This window comes from Pseudomonas sp. MG-9 (genome assembly GCF_018729515.1).
Taxonomy (GTDB): Bacteria; Pseudomonadota; Gammaproteobacteria; order Pseudomonadales; family Pseudomonadaceae; genus Aquipseudomonas; species Aquipseudomonas serboccidentalis.
The window spans coordinates 276,236-301,913 of record NZ_JAHHZH010000001.1; the positions used below are offsets into that span (position 1 = coordinate 276,236).

The window sequence follows — 25,678 nt, forward strand, 5'->3', positions numbered from 1 at the left end:
TTGCCAGAGGTTTCACGGCTGGCCGACGAGGCGGCGCATGGGTATGCTGGAACCATCCCGCGCGTGTTTTGCATCCGTGCATTGTTTTAAGGAGTCTCTGTGGAGTTTTTCACCGAATACGCCAGTTTCCTGGCCAAGACTGTAACCCTGGTGGTCGCCATTCTGGTGGTGCTGGCCAGTTTTGCGGCATTGCGCAGCAAGGGCCGACGCAAGTCGTCGGGACAGTTGCAGGTCAGCAAGCTCAATGATTTCTATAAAGGCTTGCGTGAACGCCTGGAGCAGACGCTGCTCGACAAGGATCAGCTCAAGGCACTGCGCAAGGGGCAGGCCAAATCGGAAAAAACCGAGAAGAAGCAGAAGAACAAACCCGAGACCAAATCCCGGGTGTTCGTGCTGGATTTCGACGGTGACATCAAGGCCTCGGCCACCGAGAGCCTGCGCCACGAAATCACTGCACTGCTGACCCTCGCCACGCCAAAGGATGAAGTGGTGCTGCGCCTGGAAAGCGGCGGCGGCATGGTACACAGCTACGGTCTGGCGTCGTCGCAACTGGCGCGTGTCCGCGAGGCTGGCGTGCCGTTGACCGTATGCATCGACAAGGTCGCGGCCAGCGGCGGCTACATGATGGCGTGCATCGGCGAGAAGATCATCAGCGCACCGTTCGCGATTCTCGGTTCGATCGGTGTGGTCGCACAGCTGCCCAACGTCAACCGTCTGCTGAAGAAGCACGACATCGATTTCGAAGTACTGACCGCCGGTGAGTACAAGCGTACCCTGACCGTGTTTGGCGAAAACACCGAGAAGGGCCGGGAGAAGTTCCAGGAAGACCTGGACATCACCCATCAGTTGTTCAAGAACTTCGTTTCCCGCTATCGCCCACAACTGGCCATCGATGAAGTGGCCACCGGTGAAGTCTGGCTCGGCGTTGCGGCGCTGGACAAACAACTGGTCGACGAACTCAAGACCAGCGACGAATACCTGGCCGACCGGGCGAAGAAAGCCGAGGTCTACCACCTGCATTACGCCGAACGCAAAAGCCTGCAGGAACGCATCGGCATGGCCGCCAGCGGCTCGGTGGATCGCGTGTTGTTGAACTGGTGGAGTCGCTTGACCCAGCAACGTTTCTGGTAAACGACTTAAAAAAGGCCCTTCATTGTTCTGCAATGAAGGGTCTTTTTTTTGGGGTGGTATATATGTACTTTTTAAGTTTGAAATGTTGATTGTGTTACCGAAGTTTTGATCTGTTATTCGCGCTTTTATAAAAGAAGATGCTCGTTAAGCTGAACGTTCCTTTCAGTAATCGAGATAATCATGTCTTCTTTGCCTGACGCAAAAACGATAGCCGTTCCAACCTCTGAACAAAAAGGCATCTTTTTTGATTTGATCAAAAAGAATGCACCTCCCTGGCTGCTGGCCGCCTCGGAAGCGTTGCGCCGTGAACTCTACAACAGCCTCATTACCAGTCATCGCACGCGCAGTACGGCGGGCGTGCTCCTGAAAAAACTGCAGTCGCCGGAGCAGTTCTGCGCGCCCTTGCTGGCCAAGGCCATGTCCGACAAGCTGTCCAGTCCGCTGGACGTGACCGGCGTGGTGTTTCAGCACGTGCGTTCGACATCGAGCCTGTTGGGGTTGCGCAGAAAACTGGTTCTACCGATCAATCGGGACCTGCTGGCCGCCGCGTGCGAGAACTTCGAATCCAGCGAAACCGAGGCGGATAACTACAGCGATACTTCACTGATATATATCCCGGAGAAACTAACCGGTGGTACTGCATCGGTGTTGCCAATACAACCCCATGAATTTGCGCAGTTGTGCCGGACACTGGATCTGGGCAAACAATATCAGGCTCATCTCCAGTCGGTATTTGAACCCAAGGCCGAATCGAGCAACGTGCGTAACAAATGCGTTGCCCATGTGCGAAGTTGTTTTGATGTGGATCGGCATATTGCGCTGATGAAAAAGCATATCAGCGCGCCGGTTCACCAAATGTTGAAGTCCGTGAAGGACGGCGACAGCTCGATCAAACTGGGGAAAAACACCCTGGGGTATCAGAGTCTGGAAATGTTCGATATGACCCTGCATGGCCCATTGTTCATCGGGCCTGTCAGTGAGCACACCGACGATGATTATCGCTGCGTCGTTTACCTGCCGGGTGATCCGCTGCACCCGCTGAAAGAATACGCCTCGTTCACCGACTTCGAAGTCGAGTTGAGCAAGCGCCTGAAGAATCCGGCATTCAAGGCGTTTTTCATGGAATTCCTGAAGATGAGCGATCGGGCGGTCTTTCAACAGGAACTGAACATTCGCTTTTACCCAAGTGGCAGTTCACCACTGCCCAGTACCGCCATCTACGTGACGTTGACTGGCGTCGATGTCGAGGGGGACCCCTTTGCTCTGATCCACCGTCAGCGGGTTGCGCAGACCCTGGCAAATGCCCGGCTTCTTGTGGTTCCCACAGACGATGAAGACGAGAAAACACGCCTCGCGCGCCTGGAAACCTACAAGGAAATCGGCATCGATCTGCTGTTGGTCGCGGCGTCGTTTCTGCCTGGGGTGGGTGAAGTGCTGTTGACAGTGGGGGCTATACAGCTCCTGTCGCATGTGTACGAAGGCATCGCAAGCTGGACCCGTGGCGAGCAGGAGCAGGCCACGGATCACCTGTTCGATGTCATCGAAAACATCATTCTGATGGCCGCTTTCGCAGCCGGTGCGAAAGCCGTCGGGGCAACCTATAAAACCGTCAGGTCGTCGGCATTCGTCGAGCGTTTGATCGCGGTCAATCCGGGTGGCGCGCGCCTGCGTCTGTGGAAGCCCGATTTGAAGGCCTATCACCAGCGTCGTCGGTTACCGAAAGGGTTGCCCGTCGACGAGCGCGGATTGCGTTGGCTCGAAGGGCAGGCTTACGTCAACCTCGATGCCGATCAGTACGCGGTGCGTCAGAAACCTGAGACCGAACTGTGGGAAGTGTTGCCACCGAAGGAGGCGGCAGAAGGCTATCGACCGTTGCTCGAAACCAATGGTTGCGGCGCCTGGCGTTATGACTCGGAACGGGTGCAGGCGTGGGGGCGGCTGACCTTGTTCCGGCGCTTCGGCTACGCCAGCGAAGCGATTCCGGACGCTACGGCGACGCGCATACTGGCGGTCAGTGGGCTTGAAGACAGCGTGTTGCGTCAGGTGCATATCGATCAGGTGCAGACCCCGGCATTGTTGGTCGATACCACACGACGTTTCATGGCAGACGCCGCGGTCAGGGAATTTATCGGACAGTTGCAAGCCCCGACTTCTGCGGCACTGGCCGACCCGGATCTGCAATTGCATTTGCTTGTCGCTGCGGCGAAATGGCCGTCTGACAGCGCGATCAGTGTCGTCAATGCGCTGGATCGACAGGTCAGCCGTTATGGCCCGGAAACAGCCAGGAGCGTGATCCGGCTGACTGAGAACGCGCTGCACAAAGGTCAGTTGCACAGCTCGCTGCTGTCGGGGCTTGAGCGCCATCAGCGAGAAGACCTGCTCGGTACGGCTTCCACGGACGCGATAGTGCAAGCACGGGAACTGACGCGGATCGTTGCCGAACAGGCTGAAACAGCACGCCCCGGGCTGTTTCGACGGGTCTACCAGCGTAGCGAAGTGCCAAGCCATCCACGGGTCTCGGTATTGATGGAAAACTTTACCGATTTGCCCGCCAGTGTGGCCGAGGAACTGGTGAACAACGCCTTCAGTGGCGAATGGCGCGAGCTGGATGCGAAACGCGTGCCTTTGCGGCTGGCGGAGGAAGCCCGGCGTTATCAGAAGATGATCCGTGTGTGTCGCGCTTACGAAGGTCTGTATCTCGACGGGACGGGAGGGCAGTACACCAATCGGCTGGTGCTCGATGCACTCGAACACCTCCCGGGCTGGCCGGGCTCTGCGTTCGTGCAAATACTGGAATGGACCGATATCCATGGTTCGGCGGCCGCGATTGGATCGGCGAAAGCGAGCGAACGGACGGTGGTCAGCCTGTTCGCGGATCGAATTGACGTGATTCAGGGAACCGACGCAGCGCTCGTCACCTTCCCCCAACGCACCCGCGAACATTATTTCCAGGCCCTTTGGGAAGGGCTCTCGACGCAATGCAAGACGGCGTTGGGCGTACAAGCGGAAAACGGTGCCGCCACCCTGCAGGAGAAGATTACGCAACTGGCGCTGGAGCGGCGGGCGATCTTCGCGCCGACCATGGGCGCGCGTCTGGGGGAACTGTCACCGATGGGGCTGGCCGAGCGTCCTGTTGTCGTGTCCGGTACGGTCTCTGGCGAGGTCAGCAATGTCATGGTGCGGCGGGCTCAGGAACTTTATCCCATGCACACCCCGGCGCAGATTCAGCGCGCGCTGGATGCCCTGGGCACGGACGAGGTCGAGGTGCTGATGAAGCTCGAAGTGCTGCGGCTGGAATTTTTCGGTCTCAGAGAGACCTTGAGCCGCTGGGTCAGCCGTCAGACCTGGCACCTGACGGCTGATGGCACGCGGCAGTCGACACCACGGGCCAGCAAGCTGCGCGCCATGCAGGCGATCATTCGCAGCTGGCGCAAGGAGCCGGGGAACGTTGCTTCAGACAGAGGGTTATACGGCACATTGCGATTCGCACCCGAGCCGTTGGGGGAACTGCCGCTGATCGTCGCCGATTTCAGCCATGTCGGGCGAGTGATCATGGAGGGGGTCATGCCGCATGCCGGGCTGAGCGCGTTTCTGCGTAACTTCAGCCAGCTGCGCAGCCTGTCGCTGAGTGACAATCAGCTCAGCCAACTGCCGGAGTCTCTGGAGCGGATACGCTGGCTGACGCATCTGGACCTGAGCAGCAACCGTCTACTGTCCTCCGAGGCGTCACTTGCCCAATTGGGGCGAATGAAAGACCTGCGCGTGCTGCATCTCGATTTCAACCCGAACCTGGCGCAGGTTCCCGATCTCGGTGAGCTAGCGCATCTCGAACAGTTGACCGTGCGCGGCAGCAGAATTGCACACTGGCCACAGTACCTTTCCGGGCTGCGCCGATTGCAGATGCTGGATCTGCGCGACAACCGGATAGAAACCCTTCCGGCGCAGGCGTTCGACACGGCCCGCGCGCACCAGATGATTCGGTTGCACGGCAATCCGTTGTCCCCCGAGACGCTGAAGAAGATTGCGACGTATCAACAAACCCTCGGTGCCCGTTTCGGCGTGACGGCAATGGCGGCGCGGAAATCTTCAGTGGAGGCTGTGGCCCAGGAAAATCAAAGTGTGCAGTGGCTGGCTGATGAAAGCGCCAGTGTGGCGTCGTCCCGGCGCGAGGTATGGGACGCATTGCGAGCGTCGCCCAGTTCCGCTGATTTTTTCCATGTGCTGTCGCAACTGGTGCACACCGCAGACTTCACTCGCGTTTATCCGCACTTGCGTCAGCGTGTCTGGGATGTTGTGGACGCGGCTGCCGGCAATGAGCGTCTGCGTCGTTCATTGTTCAGTGTTGCGCGCAGCGCCAGGGTCAGTGTCGACGGGTACAGCGCATTGTTCAGTGAAATGGAGGTACTGGTCTTGTGTGCCCGGGCGAGGGAGGCGGCCACCGCAGGTGGGCAGGCGCTGGAAGAGCAACTGGTGAGTCTGCTCAAGGGCTTGTTCCGTTTGCACGAAGTGGAAAGCCTGGCCCTGGCGGACATCAGCGCGCGTTTTCATACCGCGCCCATGGACTACGATCAGGCGCTGGAAATCAGTCTGGCCTACCGGGTGGGTCTGGCGCAACGCCTGAGCCTGCCGGCGCAACCCCGGACGCTGACCAACCCGTTGAGTGTCGAGGTGTCAAAGACCGCACTGGATCAGGCCTGGCAACAAGTGGTCAAGACCCAAAGCAGCGGCGCCTTGCATGACTGGAGCATGGCTCAGGCGTTCTGGATCGAATATCTGGAGTCGGCCCACGGTGAGCGGTTTTCGGTCGTGAGCGAACAGACGGCGCAGGCGATGGCTCGACTGGAAGGGCAGATCGAACTGACGCGGGAGGCGGCCTCGGCGCAAATGAATGCCATCCTCGACAACTTCAATAACCAGCGACGGGAATTGATCGGCGAACTGACAGGTCAGGCGTTGGCACGCCATGTCGATCCGCAGGTGTCGACGACGCCAGTGGCTGAGAAGGCTTGAAGGTCAAAGAGGCGCTGGCGTTAAGCGGCAGCCAGGAATGAACAACGCCTTGAGCCCGATTGCAGGCTCAAGGCGTTTTTCGATCAGCGGCGACGGAACAGCGGCAGCGGTTCGTCGGTGGCGGCCTGATAGGTGACCGAGAAGTCCTTCAGGCTTTCCAGTGCGTCGTACGGGTCTTTGTCGGCGCGCAAGGCGAACGCATCGAAACCGCAACGGCGCATGTAGAACAACTGGTCACGCAGCACATCACCAATTGCCCGCAGTTCGCCTTTGAAACCGTAACGATCACGCAGCAGGCGTGCGTTGGAGTAATTGCGGCCATCGGTGAACGCCGGGAAGTTCAGGGCAATCACCTGGAACTGAGCGACGTCGTCACCGATTTCCTCGGCTTCTTCATCGGCGTCCAGCCACACACCCAGACCGCCGTCGCGGGCTTTCAGGGCGTGAGCATGATCACGCCACAGGGCCAGCGGCACGATCAGGTCGTCACAGTTGGAAATACCGTCGAGGGTCGCGTCCTTGGGCAGCAGGTGCCAGGTTTCGTCGACAACCTCGTTGTTCTTAATGATTCGCTGCATAGACGCGTTCCTTGAAGAGGTCGATGCCAATACGCTGGTAGGTGTCGATGAAGCGCTCGTCTTCGGTACGTTGTTCAACGTACACGTCGATCAGCTTCGAGATCACGTCCGGCATGTCGTCCTGGGCGAAGGACGGGCCGAGGATCTTGCCCAGGCTGGCGTCACGGCTGGCGCTGCCGCCGAGGGACACCTGGTAGAACTCTTCACCTTTCTTGTCCACCCCGAGGATGCCGATGTGGCCGACGTGGTGGTGACCACAGGCGTTCATGCAACCGGAGATGTTCAGGTCCAGTTCACCGATGTCGAACAGGTAATCCAGGTCGTCGAAACGGCGCTGGATCGATTCGGCGATCGGGATCGATTTGGCGTTGGCCAGCGAGCAGAAGTCACCGCCCGGGCAGCAGATGATGTCGGTCAGCAGGCCGATGTTCGGCGTGGCGAAACCGCCTTCGCGCAACTCGCCCCACAGGGTGAACAACTGGCTCTGCTCGACGTCGGCGAGAATGATGTTCTGCTCGTGGGAGGTGCGCAGTTGACCGAAGCTGTAGCGCTCGGCCAGGTCGGCGACGGCGTCGAGCTGCTTGTCGGTGATGTCGCCCGGGGCAACGCCGGTCGGCTTCAGCGACAGGGTCACGGCCACATACCCCGGTTTCTTGTGCGCCAGGGTGTTGCGGCTGCGCCAGCGGGCGAAACCCGGATGTTCTTTATCGAGTGCGGCCAACGCGGCAGTCTGGTTATCCAGCGCCTTGTAGTCCGGGTCGACGAAGTGCTTGGCAACGCGATGCAGTTCGGCTTCGGTCAGGGTGGTCTGGCCCCCGCGCAGGTGTTCCATTTCCGCATCGACTTTCTGCGCAAAGACTTCCGGCGTCAGTGCCTTGACGAGGATCTTGATCCGCGCCTTGTATTTGTTGTCGCGACGGCCATAGCGGTTGTAGACCCGCAGGATGGCGTCGAGGTAGCTCAGCAGGTCCTGCCACGGCAGGAACTCGTTGATGAACGCACCGACCACCGGGGTACGGCCCAGGCCACCGCCGACCAACACGCGGAAACCCAGTTCGCCGGCTTCGTTGTGCACCGGCTCCAGGCCGATATCGTGGACTTCAATGGCTGCCCGGTCAGCGGTCGAACCGTTGACGGCGATCTTGAATTTGCGCGGCAGGTAGGCGAATTCCGGGTGGAAGGTGGTCCACTGACGGACGATTTCGCACCATGGACGCGGGTCGATCAACTCGTCGGCCGCGACACCGGCGAACTGGTCGGTGGTGACGTTGCGCAGGCAGTTGCCGCTGGTCTGGATCGCGTGCATTTGCACGGTGGCCAGTTCCGCGAGGATGTCCGGGATGTCTTCCACCGCCGGCCAGTTGAACTGCACGTTCTGCCGGGTACTGATGTGGGCGTAGCCCTTGTCGTAGTCACGGGCAATCTTGGCCATCATGCGCACCTGACGGGAAGTCAGTTGGCCGTAAGGCACCGCCACGCGCAACATCGGCGCGAAACGCTGGATGTACAGGCCATTTTGCAGGCGCAGGGGGCGGAATTCTTCTTCGCTCAGCTCACCTGCCAGATAGCGTCGGGTCTGATCACGGAACTGCTTGACGCGGTCCTCGATGATCCGCTGATCGTACTCGTCGTATACGTACATATAAGTCCTGTTCTCAGGCTTTGGGCTACTCGGAAAACGCTGCGTTTTCGCTTGCTGGAGTCCGATGGTGCCTCTGCAATTACGCGCGCACGGCCGCGCGCTCCCTAACGGAGCCGGGGCAATATACCCGTTTGCAGTTATGCGCAAAAGTGATGTTTGAGTATATGTAAAGAACCAAATCGCCTAACGAGAATAGTTGTTGGTTAACCCACATTTGTCGCGGGGACAATCATCGTCTTAACTGTGATCGAGTCTTTCTGCAATCACCGATAAAACCGACAAGAGGCGATGCAATGAGCAACCCGACCAAGGCAAGAAAAAGCGATAGCAGTGTCGATGCGTGGGCCATTTTGTTCCTGATCATTCTCGTTGTAGGGACGGCGGTATTCTGGGTCAGTCATCAGTAAACGACCAATCCGGGTCCGCTTCCGACGATTGTCGGACAAAAAACGGGATCAGGCGTCAATAGCCGCTGATTCGGGGGCTATAATGCGCGGCCATTTTTCCTTGGGCCCGGATCATTCATGTTGAAGTTTTTTCACCTCAGCCTCCTGCTGCTCGGCACGGTTTTCGGACCCGTGGCACGGGCGGAGTCGGTGCTGTTCCTCAATCCGGGTACCACTCAGGAAGCCTTCTGGGTCAGTTACTCGCAATTCATGCAAGCGGCGGCCCGGGACCTGGGTGTCGATTTGCAGATTCTGTATGCCCAGCGCCAGCCCGAACTCACCGTGGCTCAGGCGCGAGTCGCCCTGCAAGGGCCGCATCGTCCCGATTACCTGGTGTTCGTCAACGAACAGTACATTGCGCCCCAGATCCTGCGGCTGGCCGAAGGCAGCGGGGTCAAGCTGTTCATGGTCAACGCAGTGCTGACCGCTGATCAGCAGGCGCTGGTCGGGGAGCGGCCCGATCGTATCGGCAGTCTGGTGCCCAACGACGAGGAGGGCGGCTACCTGATGATGAAGGAGCTGATTCGCCTGCATCCTGCGGTGGCGCGGGGCGAGCAGATCGAGGTGCTGGCGTTCTCCGGCCTGAAAATCACGCCGTCGGCGCAGCTGCGCGAACGCGGCATGCAGCGAGCCTTGGCCGAACATCCTCAGGTGCGACTGCGGCAACTGGTCTACAGCGGCTGGACACAGCAGCGCGCCTACGAACAGGCGCAGCAACTGCTCAGCCGATACCCGAAGGTGTCGCTGGTGTGGTCGGCCAATGATGAAATGGCGTTCGGCGCGATGCGCGCGTTTGCCGAAGCGGGCAAGGTCCCGGGCAAGGATGTGTTGTTCAGTGCGGTCAACACCTCGCCCGAGGCGCTGCAGGCGGTGGTCGATGGACGCCTGAGCGCGCTGGTGGGCGGCCACTTCACCCTTGGCGGCTGGGCGCTGGTGGAGTTGCACGACTACGATCAGGGCGTCGATCTGGCCCGGTATGGCGGACGTGATCGCCAGTTGCCGCTGTTGCAACTGATCGACAAGAATCAGGCCCGGCAGATGCTCGCCATGGGCTCGTCGCTCGGTTACGGCGTGAATTTTCGCAAACTGTCAGCCAAGGGCCGTCCGGCCACGTATCGCTACCCGTTCTTCCTGCAGACCCTGATGCACTGAACACCGTCAGACGCCGGCGAAATGCAGCACCAGTTTGACGATGGCAAACAGTGTCAGGGCAAACACGGCGGTGAACCCGATCCCCAGAATCACAAAGTGGCTGGGCTTGCCATGCGTGAAGTCCCTTGCCCGATTCTTTCCGCTCTGCACCCCGAACGCCGCCGCCAACACGCTGTGCAGCATCTGCCAGAAGCTCGGCGGTTTGTTGTCGACTGGATCGTCCATAAATCCCCCGTCTGTAAGGTATGTCCCGAAAGCATAGCCAATTCGCGGGTTTGTGCCGGGGCAGCCGGCGGTTCGCTGACGTGATTGGTAACAACCTGCCGTCGATGCGATAACTATGTACCGCAGATCGACGGCGCGGACATGGTGTTCTGTTTTCCCATTTTTCGGAGAGACAGGATGTCCACTCAATCCCCTCGCAAGCCCTTGAGCGTTGAAGACGCGATACGCGCCAATGCCAGCCTCCATAGCCCGCTCCTGGCTCAGACGACGCCGGCCTGGCTGGTTGATGCCACCCCGGCCAGGCGCGCGGCCATGAAGGCCGCAGATACGCAGTTGCCCGGTTGGTATCAGGCACTTCCCGCCAACCAGCAACGGACCCTGCAGGCGCAAATCTGCGCCGGATTTGTCACCCAGTCGACGCTGGATAAAACCATGGCGGGCCTTGAAAGCATCGAGGTCTTCGCCGAGGCGTTGCTGGTCAAGGCGCTGAAAGAGCAATTCAACGTTGAGGTCGACGTCAACAAAACCTTGTTATGCCTGCGCCATCCGCTGGAAATCGGCGTGCTGGAAATCGAACTGTCGTCGTTTGAAGTGTTGAAGCTGCCCCTGCTGCAGGCCGCGCTGCACAACTTCGAAGCCGCAGAGTGCAAGGACGGTGCATATCATCATCAGTCCGGGTTCGTGCAGGAAACCTCGACCCCCGGCACCTTTCAGGCGGTCGAACCGGGGATGACCGTCGGCCAGTTTCTCTCGCTCTGTCGCACACTCGACGTCGGCGCCCGTTATCAGGAGCGGCTGCAGGCGTTTTTCGAGTCGACGGCTGCATTGCGCGAGCAATTCATCGCCAGCCAGAAAGCCGCGTTGCGTGCCGCTGCCGAACTGGCCTTGCTGAAAAAGGACATCGAACCTGACGACTACAGCATGATCCTGTCGGTGGTCGACGGTGAGATCCATCCGCGATTGGGCGGCAAACCGGTGTGGTTTCGTGATCTGAGCCTGATGAAAAGAAGGATGACGGGCTGTGTCGTTTTCAGTATCAGTGAGCGCTATCGCTACACCAGCGAGTTCATCGTCTATATTCCGCACGATCCCCAACAGCCGCTCAAGCGCTGCAGCGGGGCGCAGATGCAGGAGATGCTCAAGAGCAAGTTCACCGCTACCGACAGCACGCCTGGCACCGGCGAGACAACCGCCTATCAGCGCTTTTTCAGTCAGTTCGTGGCTTATGCCGACCGGCCTTATTACTTCAGCCAGTTCAGCGAACCCACGGCGGATTCTCCGCCTGATCCGTTGCATTCGATCTGGGTCAAAGTCGCGCAGATGATTCCGCCGATTTCTACCGTGGCAGGGATCAAGGAGTTGCCCCCCGAGACACAAGGCAAGCGCCAGCCGGTGGCCGATCCTTATCTCAATCCATTCGGCATCACCCGCGCAGGCGTGGCCGGGATCTGGGCGGCCAACACCGATCTGTGGCAATACCTCTACGAGCAACACCACGCGAAGCTGTTGGCCGATGCTCGCGCTCACGCCGTGCCGACGGCGGATGCCGATGCCAAGGCGCGGGCAGAAAAGCTTGGGCATCTGCTGGAGTTCGGCATGTTCGCCTTTAATCTGGTGTCGATGTTCGTCCCGGTACTGGGCGAGATCATGATGGCGGTCATGGCCGGGCAACTGCTTTATGAGTCGTTCGAGGGGGCGATCGAGTGGTCCGAGAACGATCGCCGCGCAGCCAAGGCGCATCTGGTCGATGTGGCGCAAAACCTGGCGTTGATCGGGGTGATGGCCGGCGTCGGCAAGGGCCTCGGCAAACTGAGTGCGATCAAGGCCGAGCCCGTGATCGAAGGGCTGGAACAGGTCAAGCGGCCTGATGGCAGCGCCCGACTGTGGCAACCTGACCTGACGGCTTATGAAAGTGATGTCACGCTTGCCGCAACCTCTGTTCCCGATGCCCAAGGCATTCACCGGCTGAACGGCAATACCTACATTCGGCTGCACACCCGGGTTTACCAGACGCTCTTCGATCAACGTCTGCACAAGTGGCGCATTCTGCATCCGCGTGAGGCGGCAGCCTATCAACCGATTCTCGAACACAACCGCCTCGGCGCCTGGCGCCATTCTCTGGAGCGTCCGCTGGCGTGGGACCGCTTGACCCTGCTGCGGCGCATAGGACATTCGACCGAGGCCTTCTCCGATGAACAGCTGCTGCACATTGCCGAGGTCAGTGGCATCGGTGATGACGCCTTGCGCCAGATGCATCTGGACAACGCACCGGCCCCTTTGCCGTTAGCCGATGCCCTGCGCCTGTTCGAGACTGAGCAGGGCGTTGCGCGAATCATCGATCAGGTCGAGCGCGCGACGCCTCTTGATGAGCAATACCTGCTGACGCTGCCATTGCTGACCGAGATGCCACGCTGGCCGGCCGGGCGCGTGCTGGAGGTTTTCGAAGGCCCGGACCTTTCAGGCGCCAGCGTGCGCTATGGCGCTGAATCGCAGTTGCCGGGTGACAGTGCCAAGGCACCGATCCGCCTGAGCCGCGCCGATGTGCTGGGCGGTCAGATGCCTGCACGCATTCTGGCAAGCCTGGAGGAGTCGGAAATCATCAGACTGTTGGGGGCCGAGCCGGCTCGGGTGGTTGAGTCCAGGCCGCAGGAGTTCGGCAAGCAGTTGACCGACTTCCTGAAAACACACCAGCCGGCCATGTTCGAAAGGCTTTACGCCGAACCGGCGACCACAGATCCACGTATCGCTCTCCTGCAAAGGGCGACCCCGGGACTGGGCAGCGACGCGGCGACCCGGGTGCTGCTGCAGGCGAATGCCGAGGAGCTTGCCCGCCTCGAGTCATCGCCGCACGTCCCGTTGAGGTTGCTGGAGACATCACGCGATTACGCCCGGCAGAGGCAATTCGATCACGCCCTGAGCGGTCTGCACATGGAAAACCTCGGCGCAAGCCAGAGCAAGTGGCTGGCGCTGCGTGCGTTGGAAAAACTGCCCGGGTGGTCGGACGATATGCGTCTGGAGCTGCGAGAGGGTGGTGTCCACGGGCCGTTGCTCGACAGCATCGGCAGTGAACATGCCAGTCAGCTGAAGTATCTGGTCAAGCAGGGACCTTCCTATCAGGCGTTCAATGAGCATGGCGAGGCGCTCAACGGCATCGCGCGTCAGGGCGACAACTTTTTCGATTCGATCATGCACGCATTACCCGATGAGTCCCGCCAGGCACTCGGCTTTGCCGATGTGGGGCAGAGTGCAGGTTTACGCCGGGCAGTGCTCGACCATGTCATGCGCAACCGTACCGAATTGAAGCGTCTGGCAGACAAGCGTCATGGCGCCTCCAAGGGGTTCAAGCCGCCGGTTCGTGTGGCGGGAGGCAGGTTGGGTTATTACGCCAGCGGTCGTGGTCAGGGCGTCAATCCGTTGCTGGTCACCCGTGTGCAGGATGTCTATCCAGCGCTCACCGATCAACAGGCCGGCGGGTTTATCCTCAAGCAGATGGCGGCGGGGAAGAGCGATGCGCAGATCTACGAGCTGTTGCAACGGCGCCTGCGCGAATGGCAGGCGCTGGAGTCAACCCTCGCCGAATGGGAAGGAGGGGCGGCACCCGAGCCGATGCTGGTGTCGCTGATCGGTGGCAAGTCGAGTGTCGTGCGCAACCTCAAACAGTCCTGGCGCAGTGCGCCGCTGAGCGAGTATCAATCGGCAGCCGTGCGTCTGGACATCGTCTGTGACGAGCCGTTGCCCGCGTTGCCGGCAGACTTTTCCCACGTGCGGGAGTTGAGCGTCAGAGGGCGTTGTATCACCGATGCCAATGCCGATGCGCTGCTGGGTGCCTTTCCCGAATTGCAAACGTTACGCGTCAATGCGACCGGCGGATCATTCAGCAACCTCCCTGCTGCCTTGCAGCAGATGCCACAGCTGACAGATTTGACGATTTACAGCGCGACACCGTTAGCAACCGACATGCCACAGCGCCTGGGCCAACTGACCCGACTCGAAGCATTGACGGTGTGTTCGGCCGGTTATCAGCCGATCACCTTCGACGTCAGCCGGATGCGTCGTCTGCGCAAGCTGGAAATCGCTGCCTACTCATTGCTGGAGTGGCCGACCGGCGCACTGGAACTGCCCGATCTCGAGCGCCTGAATCTCAGGGACACGGGGGTCAGCACCTTACCCCAAGGCATGCTGCAGGGGCATGGAAAACTCTGGTCAGGGCTGTCGCTGGACTGGTCGCGCTTCTCGCGCGAGTCTTTCAAGGGCGCGTACGAATACGTCAAGACCCACCCCGAACACCTGATCGATCAAGAGATGATGCTCAGAGACTATTGCAAGGGGGAGCTGAGGCGTTTGGGTGAGGGCGTGAATGAATCGCTGGAGAGCATGCAGAACCGCTTTTTTCAACAGTGGACCGATGCCCATCAGCGGTTCACCGCGATCGAGGCCTTGAGCGAGCAATATGCAGCGCTGGAAGCGCAGTTGTACGAGTGGTCGCACCAACTGTCGCCTACCCAGGAAAACCTGCTGGAGAGCATTCACCGTTCGAACGCCGCGAATGCCCTGAGAACCAACTGGCGCAAGGGCCTGTTCAAACGTTATGGCTCGTCGATCAGTGCCTCGACCGTGGACTTGTCGGGGCTGATGCTCACGGAGCTTCCTGCGTTACCGGCCGGCACGTTTTCACATGTGCGCAGCTTGCTCCTGCACGGCCAGCGAGCCAGTGCCGTGCAGGTGAGGCGATTTGTCAGCGCCTTCAGCGAGGTACAAACCCTTGACCTGAGCGACAACGGATTGCGCGAATGTCCGATTGAACCCGGTGAGCTGCCCCGGCTTTCCCGGCTTAATCTCGCAGACAACCGGCTGACCGAGTGGCTGCCGATGCAACAGACCCTGGAGACGTTGCCGGCGCTTGAGTATCTGGATTTGCACAACAATCCACTGACCGAGCTTGAGGTCAGCGGCCTGACGCGTTTGAAGGCATTGAGCCTGCGGGATACGCATTTGCAAGCCTGGCCCCAAGGCGCAGAAGGCCTGCGGCAGTTGACCTGGGTGGATTTGCGCAACAGCAAGATCTCTACGCTGCCAGGGACATTTCTGCACAGCACAGCGTTGATCCATACCAACCTGGCAGGGACGCCGTTGACTCCGGACACGGTTGCAGCACTGCAAGTGGCGCGACGTCGAATCGAGTTCGAGATCGGCTTGCCGGACGGTGCGTTGCAGGCGTTTGCTCAAGAGCCTGTCCCGTCCCGCTTCCCGCCCTCCGAAGACGGGCTGTCGGTGGCCCGGCATCTGCTGCCATTGCCACAGGCCCCGGTCGGCGAAGGGTCTGCGTTGATGATCAAGCAACTGCAGCGCATGCAGCCGGGGTTCTCCGACGCGCAAGCGTTGCAGGCTATTGAGCAACTGCAACTGAGCGGGTTGTCGCAGGCTGAGGTCGGCCAGCGGATCGCCGCCTGGAACCAGACCTTTGAGACGCTGGTACGCAGCCTCAATGGCTGGTTGTATACCCGCGAGACTCAGGGCCCCGGCTGGATGATCTCCTCGCAAAATCGCAGTCTGGCCGCTTGGCGCATCCTCAGTTGCTGGCGGGCGCGACTGCCCGGCGCAATTGAATCGACGCATGTCGTGCTGGACCTCAACGGCTTGCAGTTGGGCGATTTGCCGACGCTGCCGGAAGATTTCGCGCATGTCACCTCCGTGAACCTGACGGGCGCGAGAGTGACGGCCGACGGCTCCAACGGGTTCCTCGGTGCTTTCGCCCAGGCGCGGGCTTTGGTGCTTAACGGCAATGAACTGGAAACCTTGCCCGAAGCGGTCAGGCGCATGACTGTGCTGGAGCGACTGGAGTTGTCCAGCAACCGTTTCTATAACCCGGAACCCTTGTACGAAGCCCTGTCCGGTCATGCGCGCCTGACCTGGCTGGATCTGAGCTACAACAACCTCGAATCGTTCGAGGTCAACTACTTCGAACAACTGGAGGCGCTCGATCTGAGCAGCAACAATCTGATCGATTGGCCAGCCGGGGCACTCAATGCCGAGCATCTGCAGACACTGAACCTGAGCCGCAACGACATCACGACGATTCCCGAAGGAGCGTTTGACGGTAGCCATGAGTTGCTGCTGGACGGTATCGACCTGACCGACAATTACTATCTCTCGGAAGATAGCCTCGAGCGACTTCGAGCCTATCAGGCCGCAAGCGGGCGCGAACGGGTTCTGGGTTTTTCGCAAGCTGAACTTGCAGAAATGGAAGATGATCTTGCCGGCGGACTGACCGAAACGACCGACAGCATCGAGTCGGATGAGATACTTCCTGGCGAGCCGGCGCATGCGCAACAAAAAGCGCCATGGCTGGCTAACCTCGCACCGGACGAGATGATTGCCCGCGACAAACTCTGGGATCAACTGGCCGCAGAGCCGGAGAGCGGCGCGTTCTTTCATTTGCTTGAGCGGTTGCAGGATTCGCGGGAATTTCGGGTGGCAAACGCTGACCTGACCCGGCGGGTCTGGGTGGTCATGGAGGCTGCCGCCAGCAATACCGAACTCAGAGAAATCATCTTCGCCAGCTCCACGACCCACGGCACCTGCGTCGACGGACGTATCCTGACGTTCAGTGGTCTGGAGAGCAAAGTGTTCATCCACAATGTCTTGCTCGACCTCCCGGAACGCGGTGCCACGGTTCGGGGTAAAGCCTTGCTGACGTTGTCGCGGCAACTCTTCCGGCTGGACAGGGTAGACGAACTGGCAAGAGCCGCCTCCGCACGCAGCGGCTTCGACGAAGCGGAGGTGCGCCTGGGCTACCGTATCGGTTTGACGGGCGGTTGGGAGGATGGACTGGAACTCCCCGGGCAGCCGAAGAACATGTCGTTCGCCTCCGGTGTCACGCCGCAACAGCTGCTCAACGCTCGAGCCGAGGTGGTTACCGCCGAACGCTCTGACAGGTTTCTTGAATACCTTATCCAGCGTGATTACTGGATGGATTTTCTCAAGGAACAACAGCCTGACGCGATCCGGGAGCTGGATGAAACGTCATTGTCGGAGGAGGGCGGGGAAGAAGGATTGTCTGCCGATGATCCAGAGTATGTGACCCGGTTGTTCGACCACATGGCAGCGCGTAACGCCAGGTTGATCGAACTGTCGCGCCAGGAGGTCGAGCGCATCGGCTCAGCTGCCGACAACGAGCCCGTCCCCGGTTCGTCAAAACACCTGCCAGGTGCTTGACGCTTAGTGACCGCTCAACCTGCGCCGCCGGTTTGCCCGGCGGCGCAGATTATCGATCGGCGCCCGGTCAGTTGTCGTAACCCAGGTTCGGCGCCAGCCAACGCTCGGTCACGCTCAGGTCCTGGCCTTTGCGCGAGGTGTAGCTTTGCACTTGGTCCTTGTCGATCTTGCCCACGGCAAAGTATTGCGCCTGCGGATGGGCGAAATACCAACCGCTGACCGCTGCCGCCGGGAACATCGCGTAGTGTTCGGTGAGGAACACGCCGCTGCGGCCAGCGCGCATTTCGCTGGCTTCAGGGTCGAGCAGGGTGAACAGCGTGGCTTTTTCGGTGTGATCCGGGCAGGCCGGGTAGCCCGGTGCCGGACGAATACCGGTGTACTGCTCTTTGATCAGTGCTTCGTTGTCCAGCACTTCGTCCTTGGCATAGCCCCAGTGTTCCTTACGCACCTGCTGGTGCAGCCACTCGGCGCAAGCCTCGGCCAGACGGTCGGCGAGGGCCTTGACCATGATCGAGTTGTAGTCGTCGCCAGCGTCCTGATACGCCTTGGCCACTTCTTCGGCGCCGATGCCGGCGGTGGTGATGAAACCACCAACGTAGTCGGTCACTTCGCTGTCCTTCGGCGCGACGAAATCGGCCAGCGAGAAGTTCGGTTTGCCGTCGGTCTTGATGATCTGCTGACGCAGGTGATGCAGGCGCGCCATTGGCTTGCCGTCATCGCCGTACAGCTCGATGTCGTCGTCATGCACCTGGTTGGCCGGCCAGAAGCCGAACACCGCACGGGCGCTGATCAACTTCTCGTCGATCAGCTTGGTGAGCATCTCGCGGGCGTCCTTGTACAGCGCGGTGGCGGCTTCACCGACCACTTCGTCTTCAAGGATGCGCGGGAATTTGCCGGCCAGGTCCCAGGAGATGAAGAACGGCGTCCAGTCGATGTACTCGGCCAGAACGTTGAGGTCGATATTGTCCAGCACCCGGGTGCCGGTGAAGGTCGGTTTGACCGGGGTGTAACCGGCCCAGTCGAACTGCGGCTTCTTGGCAATCGCCGCCGCGTAGCTCAGGCGTTCGGTGCGGGCGCTGCGGTTGGCGGTGCGCTCGCGTACATCGACGTAATCGGCACGGGTCTTCTCGACGAAACCGGCCTTCAGCTCCTTGGACAGCAACTGCGTCGCCACGCCCACGGCACGCGAGGCGTCGGTGACGTAGACCACGGCGTCGTTGCTGTACTTCGGCTCGATCTTCACCGCGGTGTGCGCCTTGGATGTGGTCGCGCCACCGATCATCAGCGGCAGGTGGAAATCCTGACGCTGCATTTCGCGGGCAACGTGGACCATTTCGTCAAGCGACGGCGTGATCAGGCCGGACAGGCCGATGATGTCGCACTTCTGCTCTTTGGCGACCTGGAGGATTTTTTCCGCCGGGACCATCACACCCAGGTCAACGATGTCGTAGCCGTTACAGCCCAGCACCACGCCGACAATGTTCTTGCCGATGTCGTGCACGTCGCCTTTCACCGTAGCCATGAGGATCTTGCCCTTGGCTTCCGGCTTGTCGCCTTTTTCCAGCTCGATGAACGGGATCAGGTGCGCCACGGCTTGCTTCATCACGCGAGCGGATTTCACCACCTGTGGCAGGAACATTTTGCCGGCGCCGAACAGGTCGCCGACGATGTTCATGCCGGCCATCAGCGGCCCTTCGATGACTTCGATCGGGCGGCTGAACGACTGGCGCGACTCTTCGGTGTCTTCAACGATGTGGGTGGTGATGCCCTTGACCAGCGCATGTTCCAGACGCTTGTTGACGTCCCAGCTGCGCCACTCTTCGGTCTCGGCTTCCTTGACGCTGCCGTCGCCCTTGTACTTGTCGGCGATGGCGAGGAGGGCGTCGGTGCCTTCCGGCGTGCGGTTGAGGATCACGTCTTCAACGGCGTCACGCAGTTCCTGCGGGATCTGGTCGTAGATCTCCAACTGACCGGCGTTGACGATGCCCATGGTCAGGCCGGCGCGGATTGCGTACAGCAGGAACACCGAGTGGATCGCTTCACGCACCGGGTTGTTGCCACGGAACGAGAACGACACGTTGGACACACCACCGGAGCTCAGCGCGTACGGCAGCTCGTCGCGGATGTAGGCACAGGCGTTGATGAAGTCCACCGCGTAGTTGTTGTGTTCTTCAATGCCGGTGGCGACGGCGAAGATGTTCGGGTCGAAGATGATGTCTTCCGGCGGGAAGCCGACGTCGTTGACCAGAATGTCGTAGGAGCGTTTGCAGATCTCTTTCTTGCGCGCTTCGGTGTCGGCCTGGCCGGCTTCGTCGAACGCCATCACCACCACCGCCGCGCCGTAGCGTTTGCACAGCTTGGCGTGGTGGATGAACTGCTCGACGCCTTCTTTCATGCTGATCGAGTTGACGATGCCCTTGCCCTGAATGCACTTCAGACCGGCTTCGATCACTTCCCATTTCGAGGAGTCGATCATGATCGGCACGCGGGAGATGTCCGGCTCACCGGCGATCAGATTGAGGAAGGTCACCATGGCCTTCTTCGAATCGAGCATCCCTTCGTCCATGTTGATGTCGATCACCTGCGCGCCGGCTTCGACCTGCTGCAGGGCGACTTCCAGGGCTTCGGTGTAGTTGTCTTCACGGATCAGCCGGGCGAATTTGGCGGAACCGGTGATGTTGGTCCGCTCGCCGACGTTGACGAACAGCGAGCTGCGATCGATGGTGAACGGTTCCAGACCCGAGAGGCGGCAGGCCTTGGGAATGTCCGGAATCTGCCGCGGCGCGTAACCGGCCACGGCGTTGGCGATGGCTTCGATGTGGCCCGGGGTGGTGCCGCAGCAACCGCCGACGATGTTCAGGAAACCGCTCTGGGCGAACTCTTCGATGACCTTGGCGGTTTGCGCCGGCAGCTCGTCGTACTCGCCGAATTCGTTCGGCAGGCCGGCGTTCGGGTGTGCCGAAACGTGGGTGCTGGCCTTGTCCGACAGCTCTTCCAGGTACGGGCGCAGTTCACGGGCGCCAAGGGCGCAGTTCAGGCCGACGGAAATCGGTTTGGCGTGGGCCACGGAGTTCCAGAACGCTTCGGTGGTCTGGCCCGACAGGGTGCGGCCGGAGGCGTCGGTGATGGTCCCGGAGATCATGATCGGCAGCTCGAAGCCCAACGCTTCGAACACCCCTTGCACGGCGAAGATCGCCGCTTTGGCGTTGAGGGTGTCGAAAATGGTTTCGATCAGGATCAGGTCGACGCCGCCCTCGATCAGGCCTTTGGTGGCCTCGGTGTAGTTCTCCACCAGTTCATCGAAGGTAACGTTGCGGTAGCCAGGGTTGTTGACGTCAGGCGACAGCGAGCAGGTGCGGCTGGTAGGGCCGAGCACGCCGGCGACGAAACGCGGCTTGGCCGGGTTCTCGGCGGTTTTGGCGTCGGCCACCTTGCGCGCCAGGCGTGCGCCCTCTACGTTTAATTCGTACGCCAGCGCTTCCATGCCATAGTCGGCCATGGAAATGCGCGTGGCGTTGAAGGTGTTGGTTTCCAGAATGTCGGCGCCGGCATCCAGGTAGGCTTTCTCGATGCCACCAATCACATCCGGACGGGTGATCACCAACAGGTCGTTGTTGCCCTTGACGTCACTCGGCCAGTCAGCGAAGCGTTTGCCGCGATAATCCTGCTCTTCGAGCTTGTAGCTCTGGATCATCGTGCCCATGCCGCCGTCGAGAATCAGGATGCGCTCTTTGAGGGCTTGCTTGAGAGCTTGAAGGCGGACGCTGCGATCGGACATTTGGACTACTCGAAAAGACCATTACGAAGGGGCGGGATCATAACAAACCTGTGCGCTTTTAGAGCATGTGACGCTTTTTCATGAATATCGCTCATGTTGGTACGAGTGTCATACTGTAGAATCGCCGCGTTTTTTTCAGGATCGGGATCAAGGGCATGTCGTACCGCGTCATCAGCATTTTCTTGCTGTTCTTAAGCTGGGGCGCCATTGCGCAAGAGTCCACGATCTCGCCTCCGATTTCCTACAGCCGGGACATTCAACCGATCTTCACCGAGAAGTGCGTGGCCTGCCATGCGTGCTACGACTCCGCCTGTCAGCTCAATCTGGGCAGCGGCGAAGGTGCTGACCGTGGCGCCAGCAAGATGCCGGTCTACGACGGTGAACGCCCCCGGGCCGCGCCCACCACTCGACTGTTCTATGACGCCTTTGGTAAGCGTGCCTGGCAGCAGAAGGGCTTCTATTCGGTGCTCGACGCCCAGGGCAGCCAGGCGGCGCTCATGGCCCGTATGCTGGAACTGGGCCACAAGACCCCGTTGACGCCCAACGCCAGGCTTCCCGACGAGATCGTGCTGGGCCTCAATCGCGAAACGATGTGTCCCATGCCTGCCGAATTCGAAGGCTACGCCGCTACGCATCCGAAAGAAGGCATGCCGCTGGCCGTCACTGGCCTGACCGATCAGCAATACCAGACCCTTCAACGCTGGCTGGCGTCCGGTGCGCCGATCGACGCGCAAGGCCTGGCGCCGAGTGCCAAAGAAGCCGTGCAGGTCATCCAGTGGGAAAACCTGCTCAACACCCCGGGGGCGCGGGAAAGTCTGGTCGGACGCTGGTTGTTCGAACACTGGTTCCTCGCGCACATCTACTTTAAGGACGGCGAGCCGGGGCATTACTTCCAGTGGGTGCGCTCGCGCACGCCGACGGGCCAGCCGATCGACCTGATCGCCACCCGCCGCCCGAATGACGACCCGGGCACCCAGATCTACTACCGCTTGTGGCCGGTGCAAGGGGTGATCGTGCACAAGACCCACATCACCTATCCGCTGAGCGCGGCGAAGATGGCGCGGGTCAAGAGCCTGTTCTACAGCGGCAACTGGCAGGTCAATGCGCTGCCGGGTTACGGGCCGCAGAGCCGGGCCAACCCGTTTGCCACGTTCGAGGCGATTCCGGCCCAGGCGCGTTACCAGTTCATGCTCGATAACGCCGAATACTTCGTCCGCACATTCATTCGCGGGCCGGTGTGCCGTGGGCAGATCGCGACCGACGTGATCCGCGACAACTTCTGGGCACTGTTCCAGGCCCCGGAACACGACCTGTACATCACCGACCCCAACTATCGTGGCCAGGCCACGCCGTTGCTGGCGATGCCGGGGCAGAACGACGATGTCGGCAGTGTGCTGAGCCTGTGGCACAACTACCGCAACAAACGTAACGAATACGAGGCCCTGCGCCGCGACAGCTACGCCGAAATCCCGGCCCCGAGCTGGTCGACCCTGTGGGCCGGCAACGACAATGCGCTGCTGAGCATCTTTCGCCACTTCGACAGCGCCTCGGTGACCAAAGGCCTGATCGGCGAGGTGCCACAGACGATGTGGCTGTTCGACTATCCGCTGCTGGAGCGCACCTATTACCAGTTGGCGGTCAACTTCGATGTGTTCGGCAACGTCTCTCATCAAGCGCAGACCCGCCTGTATTTCGACCTGATTCGCAACGGCGCCGAACAGAATTTCCTGCGCCTGATGCCGGCCGACTCCCGCGAGGATTACCTCGACGATTGGTACCAGAGCAGCGGCCAGTTCAAGATGTGGCTCGATTACGAGGCCATCGATGACGACAAGCCGACCGGACTGAAACTCGACCCGAAGAACCCGAAGCACGACTTCGCCATGCAGTTGCTGACGCGTTATGGCGACCTCAATGCGAATCCTGATCCGATCAACCGTTGCGATGGCGCCTATTGCTCGCGACCGAACATCGATCCGGCGCTGCAAAATGCCGAGCAGGCGCTCAGTCGCCTGACCTCGCGCCCGGCCGCCGGTTTGAAAGTGATCGACCAGTTGCCGGAAGCCACTATGCTGCGCATTGAAACCCGCAGTGGCAAACGCGAGATGTACAGCCTGCTGCGCAACCGTGCGCACAGCAACGTGGCGTTCCTGTTGGGCGAATCGCTGCGTTATCAGCCGGGGCTGGACACCTTGACCATCTATCCGGGCGTACTCAGCAGTTACCCCAACTTCATGTTCAACATTCCGGCTGAGCAGGTGCCGGATTTTGTCGACGCGATGGAAAACGCGAAGGATGCCGACCGCTTCGAGAAAATCGTCGAACGCTGGGGAATTCGCCGCAGTCATCCGCAATTCTGGTTCTATTTCCACGACCTGAGCCAATACATCCACGAAACCGATCCGGTGGAAGAGGGTGTACTGGACATGAACCGCTACGAGAATCTTTGATCGTTTGACATTGGCTTGCTGTCCCAGACTCTAACAACACCGCAAAACGCTGTAGGAGCTGTCGAGTGCAACGAGGCTTTTACCAACAAGATCAAAAGATCGCAGCGTGCCGCAGCTCCTACAGGTGGGCGGTGGTGGTTCGAGAGATGTGGTCAGGAGCCCTCAATGTTGATTTCAGTGCAGGCCCTGCGGGCGCTCGCCGCGTGGACGGTGGTCTGTCACCACTTCATGCAGATTTTCTTCGACTTCAAGGCGCGCGGCCCGGGACCCTGAATGTCGGCTGGACCCTCAACTACGAAATGCTGTTCTACGTGCTGTTCGCCTGTGCGCTGGTGTTTCGGCGCGCTGGCCATCGGCGTGGGGTCGTGGTTGAGCTACGAATGGGTGGAAAAACGCAGCTATCAGTGGCTTAAAGCGCGGATCGATCGCGAATCTGCGGGTCCATCGGTCGTCGAGCTTTCCCGACAAAAATACTAGGACTTTGTGCGGCGCGATGATTGGCGTAAACTGCGCCCAAGCCTGCGAGGAGTTTCCATGACCGCTATTACCATTACCGACGCCGCCCACGATTACCTGGCCGATCTGCTCTCCAAGCAGAACACCCCGGGCATCGGCATCCGCGTCTTCATCACCCAGCCTGGCACCCAGTACGCCGAAACCTGCATTGCCTACTGCAAGCCGGGCGAAGAAAAACCCGAAGATACCGCGCTGGGGCTGAAAAGCTTCACCGCCTATATCGACTCGTTCAGCGAAGCGTTCCTCGACGATGCTGTCGTCGACTACGCCACCGACCGCATGGGCGGCCAGCTGACCATCAAGGCGCCAAACGCCAAAGTACCGATGGTCAACGCCGACAGCCCGGTCAACGAGCGCATCAACTACTACCTGCAAACCGAGATCAACCCGGGGCTGGCCAGCCACGGCGGTCAGGTCAGCCTGATCGATGTGGTTGAAGACGGCATTGCCGTGCTGCAATTCGGCGGCGGTTGCCAGGGCTGCGGCCAGGCCGACGTGACCCTGAAGGAAGGCATCGAGCGCACCTTGCTCGAGCGCATTCCAGAGCTCAAGGGTGTGCGCGACGTGACCGACCACACGCAGAAAGAAAACGCCTACTACTAAGTAAGGTGTTCACTGCGGACATGAAAAACGGCGCCCCGTGAGCGCCGTTTTTTTATGGGTGAAGCAAAAGATCGCAGCCTTCGGCAGCTCCTACAGGGATACACATTCCAATGTAGGAGCTGCCGAAGGCTGCGATCTTTTGACTTTTAGGGTCTGTAGAGGTGCGCATGCCCCGCGCGATACAGCGATGACTCGCTGAACACCTCACTGCCCAGCACCCGACCCACCAGAATCAACGCCGTGCGCCGAAAGCCCTTGGCCTCAACCTTTTCGGCAATATCCTCCAGCGTCCCCACAACCCAATCCTGATCAGGCCACGTCGCCCGGTGAATCACCGCAATCGGGCAATCCGCGCCGTAATGCGGTAACAGTTCGGCGATGATCTTCTGCAGATGATTGACCCCCAGATGAATCGCCATGGTCGCGCCGTGCTGCGCCAGATTGCCGAGTTCCTCGCCTGCCGGCATCGCGGTCTTGTCGGCATAGCGGGTCAGAATCACGCTCTGCGAAATGTCCGGCAGCGTCAACTCGGCGCCGAGCAACGCCGCGCAGGCGGCTGTGGCGGTGACGCCGGGGATGATTTCAAACGCAATATTCAACTCGCGCAGATAACGAATCTGCTCGCCAATCGCGCCATACAGGCTCGGATCACCCGAGTGCACTCGCGCCACATCCTGCCCCTTGGCGTGGGCGGTTGTGATCAATTCGATGATCTGCTCCAGGTGCAATTCGGCGCTGTTGACCACGGTTTCGGCCTGATGTCCCTCGAGCACGGCGGCCGGGACCAGCGAGCCTGCGTAGATGATCACCGGACAGCTGCGGATCAGCCGCTGGCCTTTGACAGTGATCAGTTCCGGGTCGCCGGGGCCGGCGCCGATGAAGTAGACGGTCATGAAGACATCCTGTGAAAAACGGGGCAGGGCAAGGCTTCA

11 protein-coding genes are annotated in these 25,678 nt (G+C 60.2%); 6 read left to right on the forward strand and 5 right to left on the reverse strand.

Annotation, left to right across the window (positions count from 1 at the left end; all coding sequences use genetic code 11):
- The first annotated feature begins 99 nt into the window (after positions 1–99).
- Positions 100–1,131, forward strand: a complete 1,032-nt coding sequence (gene sohB / locus KKQ10_RS01305) for a protease SohB (RefSeq protein WP_215499838.1) — start codon at positions 100–102, stop codon at positions 1,129–1,131.
- Between the two features lie 249 nt (positions 1,132–1,380).
- Positions 1,381–6,141, forward strand: coding sequence for an NEL-type E3 ubiquitin ligase domain-containing protein (locus tag KKQ10_RS01310; RefSeq protein ID WP_252191434.1), 4,761 nt, complete (start codon positions 1,381–1,383; stop codon positions 6,139–6,141).
- Between the two features lie 83 nt (positions 6,142–6,224).
- Here the strand turns inward: KKQ10_RS01310 and KKQ10_RS01315 are convergent, their stop codons facing one another.
- Both KKQ10_RS01315 and KKQ10_RS01320 read right to left on the reverse strand, forming a co-directional pair.
- Positions 6,225–6,719 (reverse strand): DUF934 domain-containing protein, encoded by a 495-nt coding sequence (locus tag KKQ10_RS01315; protein ID WP_047598609.1) that lies wholly within the window; start codon positions 6,717–6,719, stop codon positions 6,225–6,227.
- Positions 6,703–8,361 (reverse strand): nitrite/sulfite reductase, encoded by a 1,659-nt coding sequence (locus KKQ10_RS01320; protein WP_215499842.1) that lies wholly within the window; start codon positions 8,359–8,361, stop codon positions 6,703–6,705. Before KKQ10_RS01320 ends, KKQ10_RS01315 begins: the two co-directional genes overlap by 17 nt.
- A 524-nt stretch (positions 8,362–8,885) precedes the next feature.
- Between KKQ10_RS01320 and KKQ10_RS01325 the strand changes: the two genes are divergently transcribed.
- The gene (locus KKQ10_RS01325; RefSeq protein WP_215499843.1) at positions 8,886–9,959 is read left to right on the forward strand and encodes an ABC transporter substrate-binding protein; all 1,074 of its coding nucleotides are present in this window, start codon (positions 8,886–8,888) and stop codon (positions 9,957–9,959) included.
- Between the two features lie 6 nt (positions 9,960–9,965).
- On the opposite strand, the gene KKQ10_RS01330 is transcribed toward KKQ10_RS01325, so the two are convergent.
- Positions 9,966–10,184: a DUF2970 domain-containing protein gene (locus tag KKQ10_RS01330; RefSeq protein ID WP_127647729.1), complete on the reverse strand. Its 219-nt coding sequence runs from the start codon at positions 10,182–10,184 to the stop codon at positions 9,966–9,968.
- A gap of 177 nt (positions 10,185–10,361) precedes the next feature.
- On the opposite strand from KKQ10_RS01330, the gene KKQ10_RS01335 reads away from it, so the two are divergent.
- Complete coding sequence (locus tag KKQ10_RS01335) at positions 10,362–17,399, forward strand: NEL-type E3 ubiquitin ligase domain-containing protein (RefSeq protein WP_215499845.1); 7,038 nt, start codon at positions 10,362–10,364, stop codon at positions 17,397–17,399.
- A 67-nt stretch (positions 17,400–17,466) separates the two neighbouring features.
- On the opposite strand, the gene metH is transcribed toward KKQ10_RS01335, so the two are convergent.
- Positions 17,467–21,177, reverse strand: a complete 3,711-nt coding sequence (gene metH / locus KKQ10_RS01340; RefSeq protein ID WP_215499847.1) for a methionine synthase — start codon at positions 21,175–21,177, stop codon at positions 17,467–17,469.
- A gap of 155 nt (positions 21,178–21,332) precedes the next feature.
- On the opposite strand from metH, the gene KKQ10_RS01345 reads away from it, so the two are divergent.
- Together KKQ10_RS01345 and nfuA are read left to right on the forward strand one after the other, a co-directional pair.
- Entirely contained in the window at positions 21,333–23,627 is a 2,295-nt protein-coding gene (locus KKQ10_RS01345) for a fatty acid cis/trans isomerase (protein WP_127647726.1), read from the forward strand.
- Positions 23,628–24,161: 534 nt separating this feature from the next.
- The gene (gene nfuA / locus KKQ10_RS01350) at positions 24,162–24,746 is read left to right on the forward strand and encodes a Fe-S biogenesis protein NfuA (RefSeq protein WP_003225494.1); all 585 of its coding nucleotides are present in this window, start codon (positions 24,162–24,164) and stop codon (positions 24,744–24,746) included.
- A gap of 146 nt (positions 24,747–24,892) precedes the next feature.
- Here nfuA and cobM read toward each other — a convergent pair whose 3' ends face one another.
- The gene (cobM, locus tag KKQ10_RS01355; protein ID WP_215499849.1) at positions 24,893–25,639 is read right to left on the reverse strand and encodes a precorrin-4 C(11)-methyltransferase; all 747 of its coding nucleotides are present in this window, start codon (positions 25,637–25,639) and stop codon (positions 24,893–24,895) included.
- Positions 25,640–25,678: the final 39 nt, after the last annotated feature.